Below are 16708 nucleotides of genomic sequence, written 5' to 3'. Positions count from 1 at the left end.
TAGAATGAGAAAACGTGAAGGATATTAGATATCTAGCATTTTACACACAAAATTATCCACAAAATTATTCTTTAAATTATAGAGGTTATTAACCTCTATATACGGGATATGTATAAGTAGTTATTGGTTACTTTTAATATAGAGATTAAAATATGAATAAAAAATTATCCACAAAGACTAATAAACTATGAATAAGCTGATTATTCACTTAGTTTCAGACTCTTCAGTGCAAACAGTTAAACATGCAGCTAATACTGCCTTGTCACAATTTAGCAAAATTGAGTCAAAATTGTATCATTGGCCAATGTTAAGAAATGCAGAATCATTAAATGAGGTTTTGAAAAAGATCAAGATGAAACCAAGCATTGTATTATACACTATTTTAGATCATGAACTAAGAAGAAATTTAACTAAATTTTGTTATGATTTAAAAATTCCTTGTATTTCTGTTGTAGGTAGAATTGTAAAAGAAATTTCAGTTTTTTTAGGTGTAGAAACAGAAGAAAGTTTAGTTTATGATTATAAATTTGATGAAGGTTATTTTGATAAGATTCATGCTATTGATTATACTCTTAGACATGATGATGGTCAGATGACTAGTGAATTAGACGAAGCTGATATTATTCTGATTGGTCCTTCTAGGACATCAAAAACTCCAACTTCTGTATATCTAGCATATCATGGATTTAAAACAGCAAATGTGCCTTATATTCATGGTTATCCGTTTTTAGATCTTTTAGGCAGTATTACAAAACAGCTTGTAATTGGTTTGATTATTAACCCAACTCGGCTAATTGAAATAAGAGAAACTAGAATGCATTCGTTACAGATGAGCGATAATACCAATTATACAGATTTTAAAATAGTCCAAGAAGAATGTATGCAAGTAAAACAAATTTGCGAGCAACAAGGGTGGCCAATAATTGATGTTTCAAGAAGATCTGTAGAAGAAACCGCTGCTGTAGCTATGAAACTTTATTATGATCGTAAGAAACATGTTCTTAACAATTTAGATACTAACCAAGTGTGCAAGTTTAAGTAAGTATAATAGTCCTTAAGGACTGATGTCATTCTTAGCAACGGCGGGAATCTAAAAAAATAACATGGATAATGTTGTTAGATATTTTAGATCCCTGCCTTCGCAGGGATGACACCAAGGCTACTTAAGTTAATAAAACTTGCACCTTGGTATACTAACATTTTTAAGTAAACTTAAAGCAGTCATTTACAATAAGAATTTTACTTAGTATGATTATATAGTTAACCCGAAAAGGTTTTAGCTAAAAGCGATGTCATCCCTGTGCAAGCAGGGATCTAGAGAAATAGACAAAAGAGGGGCTGTAGAATTTTTTTAAGACCCCTGCTTTCGTAGGGGTGACATCAAGCCTGTTACATCGAACTCAGGTTAATTGTTAAAACAATATTAAAAATAAGAGATTATGGCAAGTAATATAACAGATGATTCTTTTAACAAAGAAGTTTTAGAGTCCACTACACCTGTATTAGTTGATTTTTGGGCTGAATGGTGCGGACCGTGTAAAATGTTAACACCTATTATTGAAGAATTAAGTAAGGAATTAGTGGGCAAAGTAAAAATTGTTAAAATGGACATAGATCAAAATCCCAATATACCTTCAAGTTTAGGTATTCGTAGTATACCTACAATGATTTTGTTCAAAGATGGAAAACAACTAGCTACTAAGACTGGAGTATTCCCCAAAAATATTATTGAAGAATGGATTAAAGCGAATTCGGGATAAGAATTAACTAATTCTTATCCTGAATTGAGGTGATTAACTCTTCAGTAAAATATAACTCATGTTTTAATATATGACATCTAAACTAGTATCTATAGAGATATCTGATGGTTGTGTAGAAGGAATCAATAACCAACAAAGAGTAGAAAGTTTAAGACACTTTTTTATTAAAGGAGGTAAACTTTTTCCTTCGTCAATTCCTATCTTAAATAACATAAATCTTTCCTGTCAAAGAGGCGAAAAAATTGCCTTTATTGGTAGCAATGGTTCAGGTAAGAGTTCTTTACTTAAGGTGATTGCTGGAATTTACCCATTAAAGTTTGGAAAAATTAAAGTTCATGGTAACTTTGCTGCCATTATTGAGATGGGAGTAGGTTTTGAATTAGAGCAAACTGGCAGAGAAAATATCAAAATGCTCATGATTTATAATAATATGTTAGGTAAATACAGTAAAGAATTGGAACAAGAAATCATAGATTTTTCTGAGCTAGGGAATAAAATAGATTTACCGGTAAAAAATTATAGCTCTGGTATGTTATCAAGATTGGCTTTTTCTGTATCGGCTTTTCAAGATTCAGATATTCTTTTGCTAGATGAAGTTTTTGCTGCTGGTGATAGTCATTTTATTGAGAAGTCGACCAATTTTATGAAAAACAAGTTACAAAATATACCTATTTTAATATTAGTAAGTCATCAAGAAAATATTATTAAGGAGAATTGCAATAGATGTGTGTTATTAAAAGAAGGTAGTATTATCGCAGACGGTAATCCAAATGAAATACTAAAAATTTATAATAGTGGGAATTATTAATGATAAAGTATTTTTTTTCCAAGAAATACTGGTTGTCAGTGGTGTTATTAACCCAAGCTTCTATATCTCGTCAAAATAAAGATTCTTTTTTAGGTTCGTTATGGGGTTTAGTTCAGCCTTTTGTGCATATAATGATCATTTCATATTTTTTTGGATTGGTACTTAAGATACCAAGAGAAGCAATGATTATAAACCTAGTTGGTGGTTTACCGTTATGGACATTTATTGTTAGCAGCTTAAATATATCATCAAATTCATTAATTAATCGTAGTGGTATTATAAAAAAGGCAATAATTTCTAGGACTATCTTTCCTATATCGGATAGTTTAATACAAGTTTATACCCTAATTTATTCGTTTGTAGCTATGTATGTAGCTTTTATCATTTTATATCCCGAAAAATTTAGTATATATATACTTTTTGTACCAATTCTTGTGTTACCACTGGTTATTTCTGTGATTAGTAGTTCTATTGCTTTTGCATTTTTAACCCCTTATATACGTGATGTTCCACAGATATTAAATTTGATTTTGAATGTTGCATATTGGACTATACCAATAGTGTACCCATATTCTATGGTACCAGAATCAAAGAAAATATTTTTTGAAATTAACCCCATTTTTCTTGTCATAAGACCAGTTCAATTCTTAGTAATAGAAGGAGTGCTGCCAGATGTATTTATGATTATAAAATCCTTTATTGTAGCTGTTATTGTGTCATTTTTCAGTTATCTTGGTTACAGATTTTTTTCTAAAAATGTCATATATTATATATAGTTAACCTAAAGAAGGTTTTACTCGATGACCAAGTTTTTATTGAGTTATATAATTCAGGACAGTTTAAAAGTCATGAAAAGAAGCAGAGAAGATGTCATTCTTAGCAACGGCGGGAATCTGAAGAAATAGCATAGACAGGGTTGTAGATATTTTAGATCCCAGCGAAAGCTGGGATGACATAAACTGCCATGAATTTAGCCTTCAGAAAAAAATTTGATTATCGAGTTTTAGCTATATGACACTTGCTTTCGGTTTAGATTTTGTAGATTTAAATAAATTAGAAGGTCTAAAAAAATTAGATGAAATTTTTTTAAATTTTCTGCGTAGCCATAGTTATTCTCTTTATGAAATTATTTTATCATTAAGGGCTAATCCCGATCAAGTTGATCAAAAATATTACTCAGATTTTTTATTAGAAATTTCGCCTGTTTTTGATGATTTTCTAGCTAAGTTATTTGGTATTGAACAAGAAATAGCCAATCTAAGATTTAGTCATAAAGAGTTTGATGTAATTTATGAATGTAAGAGAAAGTTCATCCAGCGTATTGCAGTAAAAAAATATCCTCCTGAGACACTAAAAGAGATTGATTTCGATAGTGTATCAATTTTTCTAGAAAAACTTTTAGGAGGGGAATTTACTCAAGGCAAGTTTGCTCGTCAAGTAATAAAATGGCAATTAGATGATGAAAAATATGCTTTTGAGTTAGATATAGCAGCAAAATATGCTGCCTTCATGGTTTATAATAGACCTCTTGCAGAAATAGAGTTTCAAAGGAGATCTAATGAATCTGAAAGTATATTATTTTCTCTACCAAATAAAATAGGTAAAGATAATTTAATAGATCTTAATAAGGTAGCTAAATATAAAAAACATGTAAGAGTAGGGTTTGATTGTTTAAATTCCACTCAATGTCATCCCTGCGAAAGCGGGGATCTAGATCCCCGCCTACGTGAGGATGATAGTGGGATACAAAGGGATGACATTAACCCTAGCCTAGATACAGTCTTAAATGCTACTCACTATTGTATCTACTGTCATAAACAGGGAAAAGACTCGTGTTCTAAAGGGTTATACTCGAATGATTCTGCGAATATACTACCGACTACGCTATCAAAGTCGGGCTGTCCGCTGAAGCAGAAAATCTCTGAGATGAATTATGTAAAGTCCAAAGGATTCAATTTAGCTGCTCTTGCTATTATTGTCATTGATAATCCAATGGTAGCTGCTACTGGTCATAGGATTTGTAATGATTGTTCCAATGCTTGCATTTATCAAAAGCAAGAACCTGTAGATATTCCTCTTGTTGAATCTAATATTTTGGAAACTACTTTACTTCTACCTTACGGGGTGGAAATATATTTATTACTTACCAATTGGAATCCACTTAACATTTTTGCTCTGATGCCAAAGCCTCCAACTAATTACAAAGTTTTAGTAGTGGGTCAAGGACCAGCTGGGTTTAGTTTAAGCCATTATTTATTACGAGACGGACATACTGTAGTAGCTATAGATGGCTTAAAAATCACCCCATTACCTTTTGATATTAACAAGCCTATTAAATATTGGTCTGATTATAAAAAAAACTTATCAGAAAAAATACCTGAAGGTTTTGGAGGAGTAGCCGAGTACGGTATTACTGCAAGGTGGGATAAAAATAATTTAACTATATTACGTCTGATATTGGAGAGAAACAGTCATTTTAAGCTTTTTGGTGGTGTAAGTTTAGATAGTAATATAACTATGGAGCAGGTATTTCATTTAGGATTTGACCATGTTGCCTTGTGTATTGGAGCTGGTAAGCCTAAAATCGCCCAAATGAAAAATTTTCTTGCAAAAGGTGTAAAAACAGCCTCCGACTTTTTAATGACCTTACAATCAGGAGGAGCTTTTTTAGAACAATCTAACACTAATTTGCTTATTAGGATGCCTATTATTATCATTGGTGGGGGACTGACCTCCATTGATGCAGCAACTGAAAGTTTAAATTATTATAAGTTACAAGTAGAAAAATTTCTAAAGAAGTATGAATTGTCAGTTGAGGAGAATGGGAAAAATCATACAGAACAAAATTGGACAGATGAGGACAAATTAATAGCCGAAGAATTTATCTCGCATGCAAAATTATTTAGGCAAGCACAAAATAAAGAATCTATAAAGAAAATCTTAGATGAACTAGGTGGAGTAACAATTTGTTATAGAGGAAAGTTAAAGGATTCTCCTGCCTACAAGTTAAATCCTGAAGAAATTATGTATGCTATGGCTGCAGGTGTAAATTTTGCTGAAAATATGATACCTTTAGGCATTGATGTTGATCAGTATGCTTACGCTGAATCAATAGAATTTGATAATTTAGGTATAAGGAAAAAATTTAAGGTAAGGACTGTACTTATGGCAATAGGTACGCATAAAGATAATAGTTATTTGGAAGACATATACTCAAATGATTTGAGTATAACATATTTTGGTGATTGTAATCCTCAATATTCTGGAAGTGTGGTTAAAGCCTTAGCAAGTAGTAAAGAGGGGTACAAGTTTATTGGGACAAAACTTATCAAAAATAAACCAAGTTTTTTTGGTAATAATCTAGATTTTTTCGCTAAACTAGATTATTTACTAGCTAGCCGTATCGAACGGATTAATATACTATCTTATAAGATAGTAGAGCTGGTAATACATTCTCCTCTCGCTGCTCAAAATTTTCAACCGGGGCAATTTTTCCGTTTACAAAATTATTCTAGTGATATTTCAAAAATTATCGAACCATTGGCTGTCACTGGAGCTTATGTTGATGCAGAAAAAGGGTTAATTCATTTAATAGTTTGGCAAAATGGTAAATCAAGTAAGTTATGTAGATATTTATCGCAAAATGAACTAGTAGTACTAATGGGACCTAGTGGTAAGCCAACTGAGATATTAAAGGATAGCAATGTAGTGCTTGTTGGTGGAGGAGTTGGAAATGCAGTTTTATGCTCAATAGCTAAGGCTCTTAAAAATAATAATTGTAAAATTATATATTTTGCTGGTTATAAAAATTTACAAGATAGGTTCTATCAAGAGAGAATAGAAGAAGCAGCCGATATAGTAGTTTGGTGTTGTGAAGAAGGTATTTTATCAAAAAATAGGGCGGAAGATATTAGTGTTAAGGGCGATTTGGTGTATGCTATAATGGGGCATTGTTACCTTTGGAAAAATTTGAGCATAGATAGAATAATAGCTGCGGGTAGTATAGAAATGATGGAAGCTATAAGAGATATAAAAGATGATTTTTTTGGTAATAAAACTCAATTAATAGTAAGTCTTAATTCTCCTATGCAGTGTATGATGAAAGGTATTTGCGGACAATGCATTCAGAAAGTTACAGACGAAAGGAAATATATTTTTACTTGTGCTTGCCAAGATCAAGATGCAAAAATAGTTGACTTCCCAGGGTTTAAAAGTCGTTTAGAACAAAACTCTCTCCAAGAAAAAAATTAAAATGACAAAAATATATAGATATATAGACTTACCAATTGCTCTAATATACTCAAATGATTTGAATATATTATTGGTATCAGATGGGAACTTCTTAACAGGTTTATATTTTGTAGGGCAAAAACATATGCCAATTTTAGATAGTAGCTATCATGAGCAGCAAAATTCCAGTATATTCGATCAAACTTACCAAGAGCTAACAGAATACATAAATGGTACTAGAAAAGAATTTACCGTACCTTACCGTTTCACGGGGACTAATTTTCAGGAGAAAGTATGGTCCACCATCTCTGCCATCCCATATGCTAGAGTGATGAGTTACAAGGATATTGCAAATTTAATATTTGCTCCTAAAGCTGTACGTGTAGTAGCAAACACTGTGGCACGCAACACTTTGTCAATTATAGTGCCATGTCATAGGGTTATAGGTACTGATGGTAGACTAACTGGTTACGCTGGAGGACTTGAACTCAAGAAAAAACTTTTAGAATTAGAAGAAGGCTGTTTAAGGATATGATTGCATCGAGAATGTACTATACTTGATAAAAATCAAGAATTGCGTTGTCGTCTTCAGGGATCGTAGGTCACAACTGTCGAAAGTTAGAAGGTATAGGTGGTTTTAGAGGATTTTCATAAGTAAAAAAGTAGATATAATCAAGTATTAGTTAAACATAAAGTGTAAATTGTAATCATCTTTTGCCCCCCTATTGTAATAAACTATTGCCCCCCCTAACCACATAAAAAAATTAGTTAATTTTGGTTAAAATTCAGATAGAATTTTCTAAAATCATTGTAATTTTTAGGGAATGTTCGTCTAACTGTGTCAAATAGAAAAAGATAATCTTTTAAATATATAAAATAAAGATTATTGATGTTGTAAATAGCGAAGAATGTGGATAAGTTACTATCAACTTATCCACATGTTCTTCGCGTAAAATAATAGGAAATTTGACATGAGTAAAGCAATGAAACCAATTCAACTAGATAAAGTATCACAAATACTTAATCAAGATAAATGTATGGAGATCATACAAGGACTATACCAAGGCAAGCCATTACTTGGTCCAAGTGGACTGCTAACGTCTTTAGTGAAAGATTTTACGGAGCTTGCCCTAGAAGGTGAAATGGATTCTCACTTACTAGAAAATAGTTTGGAACAAGGTAGTAACCGTAGAAACGGCATTAATACTAAGACTATGAAGACGGCTACAGGTTCCTTCGAACTTGAAACACCAAGAGACCGTAATGGTAGTTTTGAACCACAATTGATTAAAAAAAGACAAACTATTTTAAATGAGGAGCTGGATAATAAAATATTAGCTCTTTATGCTCTTGGGACATCTTACGAAGGGATTGCTGGACACCTACAAGAGATAATATGGTGTAGAGGTATCAGCTGCTACAATTTCATCTGTTACCGACAAGCTGATGCCGCAATTAAATGAATGGCGAAGTAGACCACTTGAAGCGATGTATGCGATAGTTTTTCTTGATGCTATGTTTTTTAAGGTTAGACAAGATAACAAAGTAACAACTAAAGTTGTTTATAATATTATGGGGATTGACCAAAATGGTCATAAGGATATTCTAGGATTTTATGCTTGTGAATCAGAAGGATCACATTTTTGGTTAGGTGTTCTTAACGATTTAAAAACACGTGGTATGAGAGATATATTAATAACCTGTATTGACGGGCTAGAAGGTTTTCCGGAAGCCATTAATACAGTATTTCCAAAAACTGAAATACAGCTTTGTATAGTACATCAAATTCGTAATTCTTTAAAGCATGTAGCTAGCAAAGATCAGAAATCATTTATGGTAGATTTAAAGATGATTTACCAAGCAGAAAGTAGAGATGTGGCAGAATATAACCTGCTACGACTTGAGGAAAAATGGGGTAAAAAATATCCGATGGTTATTAAATCTTGGCAACAAAATTGGGATAATCTAGCAACTTATTTTAAGTATTCAGGCGAGGTTAGAAAGCTGATTTATACCACCAATCCGATTGAGGGTTTTCACCGTCAAGTCAGAAAATATACTAAAACAAAAGGAGCTTTTACTAGGACGTGTCATCAATTAAGTTGACAGGAGTGTTTGTTTGTTGTGTAATAGAGAAAAAATTAAGGATAAATTTTCTCTATGCGTCGATATGCTCTACGTGACGATCAATGGGATCGGATTAAAGATAACCTACCTGGAAGGAAAGAGTCTGTTGGTGTAACAGCCAAGGATAATCGCCTATTTGTAGAAGCAGTCTTGTATCGATATAGGGCTGGTATACCTTGGAGAGACCTACCTGAACGTTTTGGAGATTTTCGAGTGATTCACCTACGTCATTCAAGGTGGAGCAAGACAGGTGTGTGGAAAAAGGTTTTTGAGATGCTGGCTGAAGATTCTGATAACGAGTATGCCATGATTGATTCAACCATTGTTAGGACTCATCAACATAGTGCTGGTGCTAAAAAAAAGAGTTAGATGATGACCAAGCAATTGGACGAGGTAAAGGGGGGCTGAGTACTAAAATCCATGCCACATGTGATGCTCTAGGGAATCCAACGGGATTCCATCTTACCCCGGATCAAGCTCATGATTTACAAGGATCGGATGTTTTGATGAATGAATTGACGAAAGCGGATGCTGTACTTGCTGATAAGGCTTATGATGCCGATGTACGTATGCGAGATAAGCTGAAAGATAAGGGATGTATAGCTGTGATTCCCCCAAAGAAGAATCGTGTGAATCCAGCTAAGTATGATAAGGACCTATATAAAGCTAGGCATTTGATTGAGAACTTTTTTGCAAAATTGAAGCAATATAGAGCTATTGCAACACGATATGACAAAACATCTCAGAACTTTTTGGGTGCTGTTTATATGGCTTCCATGGTAATTTGGCTCAATTGATGACACACCCTAGTTTGGTTTTAGGGTAAGCAATTTTATCTATAGCTTCTTTAGTAAAATTAAATGAATAGGTTGCCATATTACCCTCTTATTTAAGTTATTGCATAATTAATATAACCTAAGCCACTTTATCGTTTCAAAAGTTAGATAGATAGTTAATTTCAGATTGACTTAATAGATGATTAAATAGCGTCAATAAAAACAAAGCAAGTCTTAATTTATTTTCTTGTTTTCAAGTATTAAACTGTTTTATTTATAAATATTAATTTTCAATTTTAAGTATTGACTCATTTGTTCTAATTATTAATTTTTTTTGTTTATATTAATAACAATTTCAATGAAAATATGGAGGAAGAAGTAGCATTTCTCATGCTAATTATATGCTATGTTTTAAGAAAAATGACCTTAATTCTTATGACAGATTGACAAACATATTAAATTTAGATACTTTTAAATCTTAAAGTTTGAGTAAATGAAGAAATCTTATAAATATTAGGGTTTTAATGACTAAAAAGGAGGTATTAAATGTTAATTTTAATAAAAAAAGTAATTAAGTCAAGAATCATGCCCCCTTGGTTTGAGACCAGAGGGTCGGGAGTTCAAATCTCTCTGCTCCGACCACTTCCTGATACGGCTTACATAATCTTAAGAAATTCTTATGATTCTTCTCAAAGTTTTGTATGCTACTTCCATGCCGTTTTTTCACAAAAGTTGCCGGAATACGACCCTCAAAAAATCTTCTTTTTAACGAGTGTTTTGAGGGGGGAAATATGACAAAAACGTTAATTTTTCCGACAGCTTAGTTGAAAATCCTGATACCATCTTTTATAATATAGTAGGTAATTTTATCCCACCTGAGTGGCGAAATCTTACTAACAATTGTGGGAAGCGATTAAGTACAACTTCTCGTCAACTTTTGTCGTTGATAGTTTCTCGTCTACAATTTGATAACAAGAGGGATAGACCAGTAGAAGAATTACGGGAAGGCTTTCTTTTCTTCCAACAAGAGCTAGGAGTTGGTCAAAAACGGGTAAAACAATGTCTGTTAGAACTGAAAGACAGTGGTTTAATTGATTTTTATTCAACCATTCTGATTATACATAATATGAGATGTCCTCATATTCAATGTATCAAACTTCTTAAAAATTTTGTCAGTTTCCGTAAAACTAGTGACGACTCTAACCAACAAAAATCTTCAAAGCAATCTGAAACAAACCATAACTCAATAGGCCAAAATATTCAACCTAACTCGAAAAAAATTTCCACCACACAATATAATAGATATATATAGTGAAACACATTGAATTAGATGAGTTTATATGATATAAATAAGAGAAAAAATGTCAACAAGCCCATATAGTCGAGATTTAAGAGAAAAAGTAATAAATTATATAGAAAAAGGTAATAGTCAAAGATCTGCTGCTAAGATATTTGATATACACGAGAATACAATTAGTCGTTGGAAGGTAAGGAAGAAAAAAGAAGGAACAATATTAGCAAAAGTAAGATTAGGATTTAAAAGTAAAGTTGACAAGCAACAATTAGAAGATTTTGTCAAAAATAATTCAAATATTACGCTAAAAGATATTGGTAAGAAATTTGGGATTACAGGCACTCAAGTTGGAAGAATATTAAAGAAGTTAGGCTATAGTTATAAAAAAAAACCTTTAGCTATTTGGAAGCAAGTGCAGAGAAACGATCTGAATATTTAGAAAAGGTCAGTAAATATGACAAAGAGCAAATAGTATATCTTGATGAAAGTGGTATAGATAGGACTATTTGCCAAGATAGAGGTTGGGGTAAGATAGGAGAATTGTTGCTAGGACAAAAAAGTGGTAAACAGTATCAAAGAACTAATATCATAGCTGGTTTGGTGAGTCTATAATATAGTTTGTGTAAGTTGCAAAAAAAGCAGTAAGAGAGTACTGTAAAAAAAGTAACTTAAACAAGGAAAAATTATGGCTAAAAAAATAGATATACTCAATTAACCTGAAGAGTTGCAGAAATGGTTAACGGTAATAGTTTGGAAATTATCGTTTATTAAGGTACGTAACCTATCTTTATAATCACCGATGTTGCTAAAAAATTTGTTTATTGCTTCCGAAAATTGTTCAAAATTATGATAAAATTTATTATTAGTTGTAATACGGTGCATAAACTTCCATAATCTCTCAATTGGGTTCAGATTTGGACTATATGGTGGCAAAAATACTAGCTCTATTTTCGTATTTACTAGGTATTCCTTGACTTTCTTGGATTTGTGGTAACTAGCATTGTCACAGATTAAATATATTCTCTCCTTGTCACTATTCTCCTCTTCTAACTTTTGTAAAAAATTAACTATCTGCTCCCCATTTATTTTGGGGTTCTCTGTACTTACTAACTGCAAATCGGCTAGGTTAATAGCACCAATCATGTGCTTTCTTTTCCAGCCACTGAATGTTGGTAAGGTTTTATCTTGGTTCTTTCTTATCCAACCACACCTTGCCCTTGCTTGATACTGAGGATGAACACCATCCATAAAATATATAGCTTCCTTATCTCTGAGATTCCCTTTTAGCAAACTGTAGTTTAACTTAAATAATTCTTGCTTGTCAAAATCCAGCTTAGCCGGTACTATTTTCGGCTTCTTATAAACAAATCCCAGTTTGTATAGTAATTTTGTTACTCCCGTTATCGTATATGTCACACCATATTTGTTCTCAATGTGATGCATAATATCTTTCGCATAAACATAATTATTTGCTTCTAGGTGAGTCACTAATTCTGTCTTCTCACCATCACTTAATTTGCTTGCACTACCCCCATTGTCGGTATTAAGCTTATTGGCTTTTTGATAATCAACAATATGTTTTCTTATCGCTTCGTGGCTCAAGAGTAGTACCTTAGCAATCTCTACATTACTATACCCATCGTCATACATCAAAACTGCCTTAATACGATCACGTATGCGTCCATCTCGTTCTGTCTTATGACGTTCCTTCAACTTTTCTCTTTGTTCTTCTGTCAATACATTCTTACTCATAATGTCCTAAACTTTATAATATCTCTCCTATCTTTGCAACTCTTCATTTATGAGTAGTATATCAACTAATTTTAGTTTTCTTTCGATCATTGCTAAAAATCCTTCTTCTTTAACCTCAAAAATTGTTCCATATATGCCAAAATCCTTAGCAATAGTTATTTGTGGTAGTAGAATTACTAAAATCATTGTTAGTATTCGTTTCATTTATATTTTCTTTAAATCTTTACCAATTTCTCTCCATTGCTCAAGTATCTCTGGTTTACTAGCAAGTACCATTTTACTAACTAGCAACATGCCATACAGAGCTTGGTCATCTTTTGGATGCAAGTAATCTAATCCTGCTTTTATTATCAGCCCACCCAGCATAATCTTTTTTCTAGCATCTTGTTTGCGTTCTAAATAATTAGTACTTTGATTATTCATACTATACTTGTAATTGTTATATGTATTCATATTGTCTCTGTTTGCTTTGTTATAAAACGGATACTGAATTTTTTCGTACATTTAATCTCTCTAATTTATTGTTTAATTGGTTGTTATTTGATAGTTTTTGCTGTTTCTTAATATTTGTTCCTTTTGAATCATCCCCTAAATCATCCTGCTTTAGGTTACTGATTAGTTTTGCTAAATTCTCTATTACATTCTGATGTACTTGCCTGCTTATTGATATCACTCCTTCTCCCGTAATAAATTCATCAGCTGCAAATATTACTTTAGTTCTTTTATCTTTATATTTTTGGGCTTCCTCGTTTATTAGTTCTATTGCCTGATTAATTTGGCCAAAAAATAAATTGCTCTCTTTTGGTTGTTGGTTTATTCTTGCTTCTTCTAATTCCTTACTTACCCTTTCTTTTTCTAGCTTTAATATTTCTTTTTGTGATACATACATAATCTTGCATTGATTACCAATATCACCAAATAACAAAAACCCAAGCCAACCAATTCCAACCCCAAGTAAGATAGACACTAGTAAAACAACAATTTGTTTCTTGCTAAATTCGTTATCACTTCTTATATTTATGTTCCTATTCATCTCCATACACTTACCGTATTATTACTTATCCATTTTTTCTGTAGTTGGCAGAATAGCTAGCTCACCATATTTTTTTGCCAAGGCTTTTACTGCTTCATCTTTACTAAGACCACTGCGTCTTGCTTCTAATAAATATTTAAAATCAGCTGCTTCTGTTGAGTATAATCCTTGCGAATATGGATCTAGACTAAGGCGTCCAACAACTTTTAAGCCAGTAGATATCAACAGCATCTCGGCATATTTACTTGGTATACTCGATGAAAATCAAGAATTGCGTTGTCGTCTTCAGGGATCTTCGGTGCTCACGTACTAAATGTACGCTCCGCTCCTCGACCCTTCGACTCCTAGCACTTCATAATTTTGATCTTCGTCTATCAACTCTTCATTTACGAGTAGTATATCAAACTAATAGACTCAATCAACGGTACAATATCTTTAAAGGCTTCTGAAGTACTAAATGAGTTTAGTCCTTTCTCATCTTGCTTTAATATTACCGTCCAAGCACTATTTTCTAAAATGCTCCTACGCTCATCACTTTTTTGAAAATCAGTAAAATTTTGCACACAAATCACTAATGAACCCCCATATTTTCTAACAGTTCTACCAAAACTTTCTAAGAACTTGGCTGAATAATCTAAAATCATCCAAGCTTCATCAACAATAAGTAAAAATTGCTTCGACCTATCACCACATAAGAACTGCATAGTTACTTGCATCAATACTACCTGTAATATTACCGCCAGTAATACTGGATCATTCTTGACCTCCTCAAACTCAAAAATGGTTAGTATTTCTTTAAATGATGCAGCTTTACCTTGCTCAAAAAATTTACCATGTACTCCTTTTTCACTATAAGGGTATAAAGTCTCAGCAAGAGCTTTTGCTGTAGTTGCCCCCTCTAATTCTTCTAATACTTTAGTAAGTTTGGTAATATCTAGCGTAGTACCATGTTTTTCTATACCCTCATTTATTGCTCGTTCAATGATAGCTTCCTTATGAGCATCCTTGCTAATACCACACATAGCACCAATAATGCTTTTGGCGTATATGATACTATCTTTAGTAACAAAATGATTACCTATCTGTAATATCTCTATTCTTTGATCTAGGTTTATTTGGTCTTGATCCTTAGCAGTAAGCATCTCAATTTGTTCTAAGGACAAACCAGTAACTGATCCTATTTCCACTAAATTACAATTTCTAGCAAGCATAGAAAGAGCCTTAGCGTGTTTTGTTCCACTACCTGCTATTTGAGCAAAAGGATTTAAAGAAATATTACTATGCTGATTAAATCTAATTGTTTCTCCGCCAATTAACTCACAAATATTTTGGTAACTACCACCTATATCTAAGATAAATACTGAAGCGTTTTGTGCTAGCATTGAGGTAGCTAGTTCTTGCAAAAATACTGACTTACCTGAACCAGATGGTGCCATAACAGCTACATTGTAATTACCGCTATTAATTCTTACAAATGGATTCCAATTAAATAACTCACCTCTGCGTCCTATTAATAGAACTCCACTTTGATTTACTCCTTTCCACTCACCATGGATCGGCAACTTGGCTATCACTTCTTTAGCCTGAGCAATTTTAACTAGCTGGAAATGCTGTAAAAACTTCCAGCTAAGTGCCTGATGCATTGGTAACTGAGATAACATTGCTGGTAATTGGAGATGCTTGTTAACTTGTAATTGGAAGTCGTGTGCATTATATAGGCTAATTAAAGATTCCTCAGCTATTTCTATTTCTGACTGAGGTGCAGTAATCATTATTTGCAGTGATTCTGTCAAAAACTGCTCGCCATTTTTAGCTTTAGCAATTATCTCCCGCCACTCTAAAGCTTCTTTCTTCAAATTAGTATCATGCCTTGCATACCATTGTTCAGCAGCATGTATGCTTCTATGTCCTCTTGCTAGAATTTTTGAGCTTTGTGTTTTACTTACATTATTTGCCACTGTGTAACTAATTATTAGCCTTGCTGGTAAACTATGATCACTGGCTGAACCAAGTAAATTAATCATCTCCAGTAATGACCACTGCTCTGGTAGCATACTTGGGTAAAAACATTTAGAGACTAACTTGTTAGAATCTAGGTTAGAGGCTAGTTTATTAGATGTTAATTTGTTTGGTTTTAATCCATTATCGTTATAAATACTATCTAGATGAATTAGGCAGTCTTCTTTAACAATGGTTCTTGAAAGTGGTGTCAAGATTTGATTAGCTAAAGGGTTTATTGGATCATATTTACGGCTTAATCTTTCTTGCATTTGCATTTGTGCCATATCGCCTGCTACAAACATTAAATTTTGTGCATCACATATATGGGGAGATAATTTTATTGCTTGCAGCTTTTTTACTAATTTGCTTTGGAACGCCACTACTTCTTCGATAGATTTTATACTATTATTACCTTCACTTTTTTTGCTAAAAGAAACATATATCCGAAAATCTTTAGCCATCCTTCCATCTGAACTTGTAAAATCTTTAGCACATTTACTAATAAATTCTCTACGGAATTCTGTTAATTGCTGCAACATCTGATTAGAATTGGTTCTAGCATTACTCCATAATTTTAATTTTTGCTCTATATTATGACTGGCAATCAGTAAAAATTGTAAATAGCAATTTACTGGTAATTCATTATTAAAAAATAAGCTTAAGTTTTTTTCCAAATTAACATCTGTTCCAACTATCGGAGCTATTTCTAGCATGAAGCCTATTACATTATTTTCATTAAAGAAGATATTACATTTAGGATCAAAATATCGATAACTTAGATATCCTGCTAAAGATTTTGCTCCTTTAGTATTTTGTTCGATATGTTCTTGCAACAGTTGTGTACTGCTGTAATTTACCTCGGCAGGACTAGCTAAACCGCAAATATTCCCTATATTTTGTAATAGATTAACTATGTTCATATGATCA

Annotated in this window: 15 protein-coding genes and 1 pseudogene; 10 read left to right on the top strand and 6 right to left on the bottom strand. The window is 32.6% G+C overall.

Annotated elements, in window-relative coordinates:
* The first annotated feature begins 187 nt into the window (after positions 1-187).
* The 10 genes and pseudogenes from AAGD29_RS06290 (at position 188) to AAGD29_RS06240 (ending at position 11607) form a co-directional block, all read left to right on the top strand.
* A complete protein-coding gene (locus AAGD29_RS06290) occupies positions 188-1042 on the top strand; it encodes a pyruvate, water dikinase regulatory protein (RefSeq protein ID WP_341757499.1) in 855 nt (284 codons plus the stop codon).
* A 397-nt stretch (positions 1043-1439) separates the two neighbouring features.
* Positions 1440-1760: a thioredoxin gene (trxA, locus tag AAGD29_RS06285; protein WP_341757498.1), complete on the top strand. Its 321-nt coding sequence runs from the start codon at positions 1440-1442 to the stop codon at positions 1758-1760.
* 70 nt (positions 1761-1830) lie between these two features.
* Positions 1831-2568: an ABC transporter ATP-binding protein gene (locus tag AAGD29_RS06280; protein ID WP_341757497.1), complete on the top strand. Its 738-nt coding sequence runs from the start codon at positions 1831-1833 to the stop codon at positions 2566-2568.
* Positions 2568-3344, top strand: coding sequence for an ABC transporter permease (locus AAGD29_RS06275; RefSeq protein WP_341757496.1), 777 nt, complete (start codon positions 2568-2570; stop codon positions 3342-3344). Before AAGD29_RS06280 ends, AAGD29_RS06275 begins: the two co-directional genes overlap by 1 nt.
* Positions 3345-3579: 235 nt before the next feature.
* The gene (locus AAGD29_RS06270) at positions 3580-6819 is read left to right on the top strand and encodes an FAD-dependent oxidoreductase (protein ID WP_341757495.1); all 3240 of its coding nucleotides are present in this window, start codon (positions 3580-3582) and stop codon (positions 6817-6819) included.
* Between the two features lies 1 nt (position 6820).
* Positions 6821-7333, top strand: coding sequence for a methylated-DNA--[protein]-cysteine S-methyltransferase (locus AAGD29_RS06265; RefSeq protein ID WP_341757494.1), 513 nt, complete (start codon positions 6821-6823; stop codon positions 7331-7333).
* Positions 7334-7781: 448 nt separating this feature from the next.
* Positions 7782-8880 (top strand): annotated as a pseudogene (locus AAGD29_RS10300) (IS256 family transposase); the annotation flags it as partial.
* 78 nt (positions 8881-8958) lie between these two features.
* Positions 8959-9722 (top strand): IS5 family transposase gene (locus tag AAGD29_RS06250; protein WP_341757491.1). Its coding sequence is split into 2 segments (ribosomal slippage): positions 8959-9291 and positions 9294-9722, totalling 762 coding nucleotides; the frame shifts between segments, so codons are not numbered across the junction.
* 1340 nt (positions 9723-11062) lie between these two features.
* Entirely contained in the window at positions 11063-11434 is a 372-nt protein-coding gene (locus tag AAGD29_RS06245) for an IS630 transposase-related protein (RefSeq protein ID WP_341757490.1), read from the top strand.
* The gene (locus AAGD29_RS06240; RefSeq protein WP_341757489.1) at positions 11398-11607 is read left to right on the top strand and encodes a hypothetical protein; all 210 of its coding nucleotides are present in this window, start codon (positions 11398-11400) and stop codon (positions 11605-11607) included. Before AAGD29_RS06245 ends, AAGD29_RS06240 begins: the two co-directional genes overlap by 37 nt.
* Before the next feature lie 99 nt (positions 11608-11706).
* Here the strand turns inward: AAGD29_RS06240 and AAGD29_RS06235 are convergent, their stop codons facing one another.
* From AAGD29_RS06235 to AAGD29_RS06210, 6 genes are all read right to left on the bottom strand, one after another.
* Positions 11707-12747 carry an IS630 family transposase gene (locus AAGD29_RS06235; protein ID WP_341757344.1) on the bottom strand — a complete coding sequence of 347 codons (1041 nt, stop codon included), beginning with the start codon at positions 12745-12747 and terminating at the stop codon, positions 11707-11709.
* 27 nt (positions 12748-12774) lie between these two features.
* Entirely contained in the window at positions 12775-12951 is a 177-nt protein-coding gene (locus AAGD29_RS06230) for a hypothetical protein (protein ID WP_341757488.1), read from the bottom strand.
* Positions 12952-13170: a conjugal transfer protein TraD gene (locus AAGD29_RS06225; RefSeq protein ID WP_341757487.1), complete on the bottom strand. Its 219-nt coding sequence runs from the start codon at positions 13168-13170 to the stop codon at positions 12952-12954. It abuts the gene before it with no gap.
* A 49-nt stretch (positions 13171-13219) separates the two neighbouring features.
* Positions 13220-13786, bottom strand: a complete 567-nt coding sequence (locus AAGD29_RS06220) for a hypothetical protein (RefSeq protein ID WP_341757486.1) — start codon at positions 13784-13786, stop codon at positions 13220-13222.
* Positions 13787-13801: 15 nt separating this feature from the next.
* Positions 13802-14011, bottom strand: coding sequence for a hypothetical protein (locus tag AAGD29_RS06215; RefSeq protein ID WP_341757485.1), 210 nt, complete (start codon positions 14009-14011; stop codon positions 13802-13804).
* Positions 14012-14166: 155 nt separating this feature from the next.
* The gene (locus tag AAGD29_RS06210) at positions 14167-16701 is read right to left on the bottom strand and encodes a TraC family protein (protein WP_341757484.1); all 2535 of its coding nucleotides are present in this window, start codon (positions 16699-16701) and stop codon (positions 14167-14169) included.
* Positions 16702-16708 lie beyond the last annotated feature (7 nt).

The sequence above is a fragment of the Candidatus Tisiphia endosymbiont of Ditula angustiorana genome (assembly GCF_964026425.1).
Lineage (GTDB): Bacteria > Pseudomonadota > Alphaproteobacteria > Rickettsiales > Rickettsiaceae > Tisiphia.
Note: the sequence above shows the minus strand (reverse complement) of the source record. Positions and strands in the feature narration are given on the sequence as shown.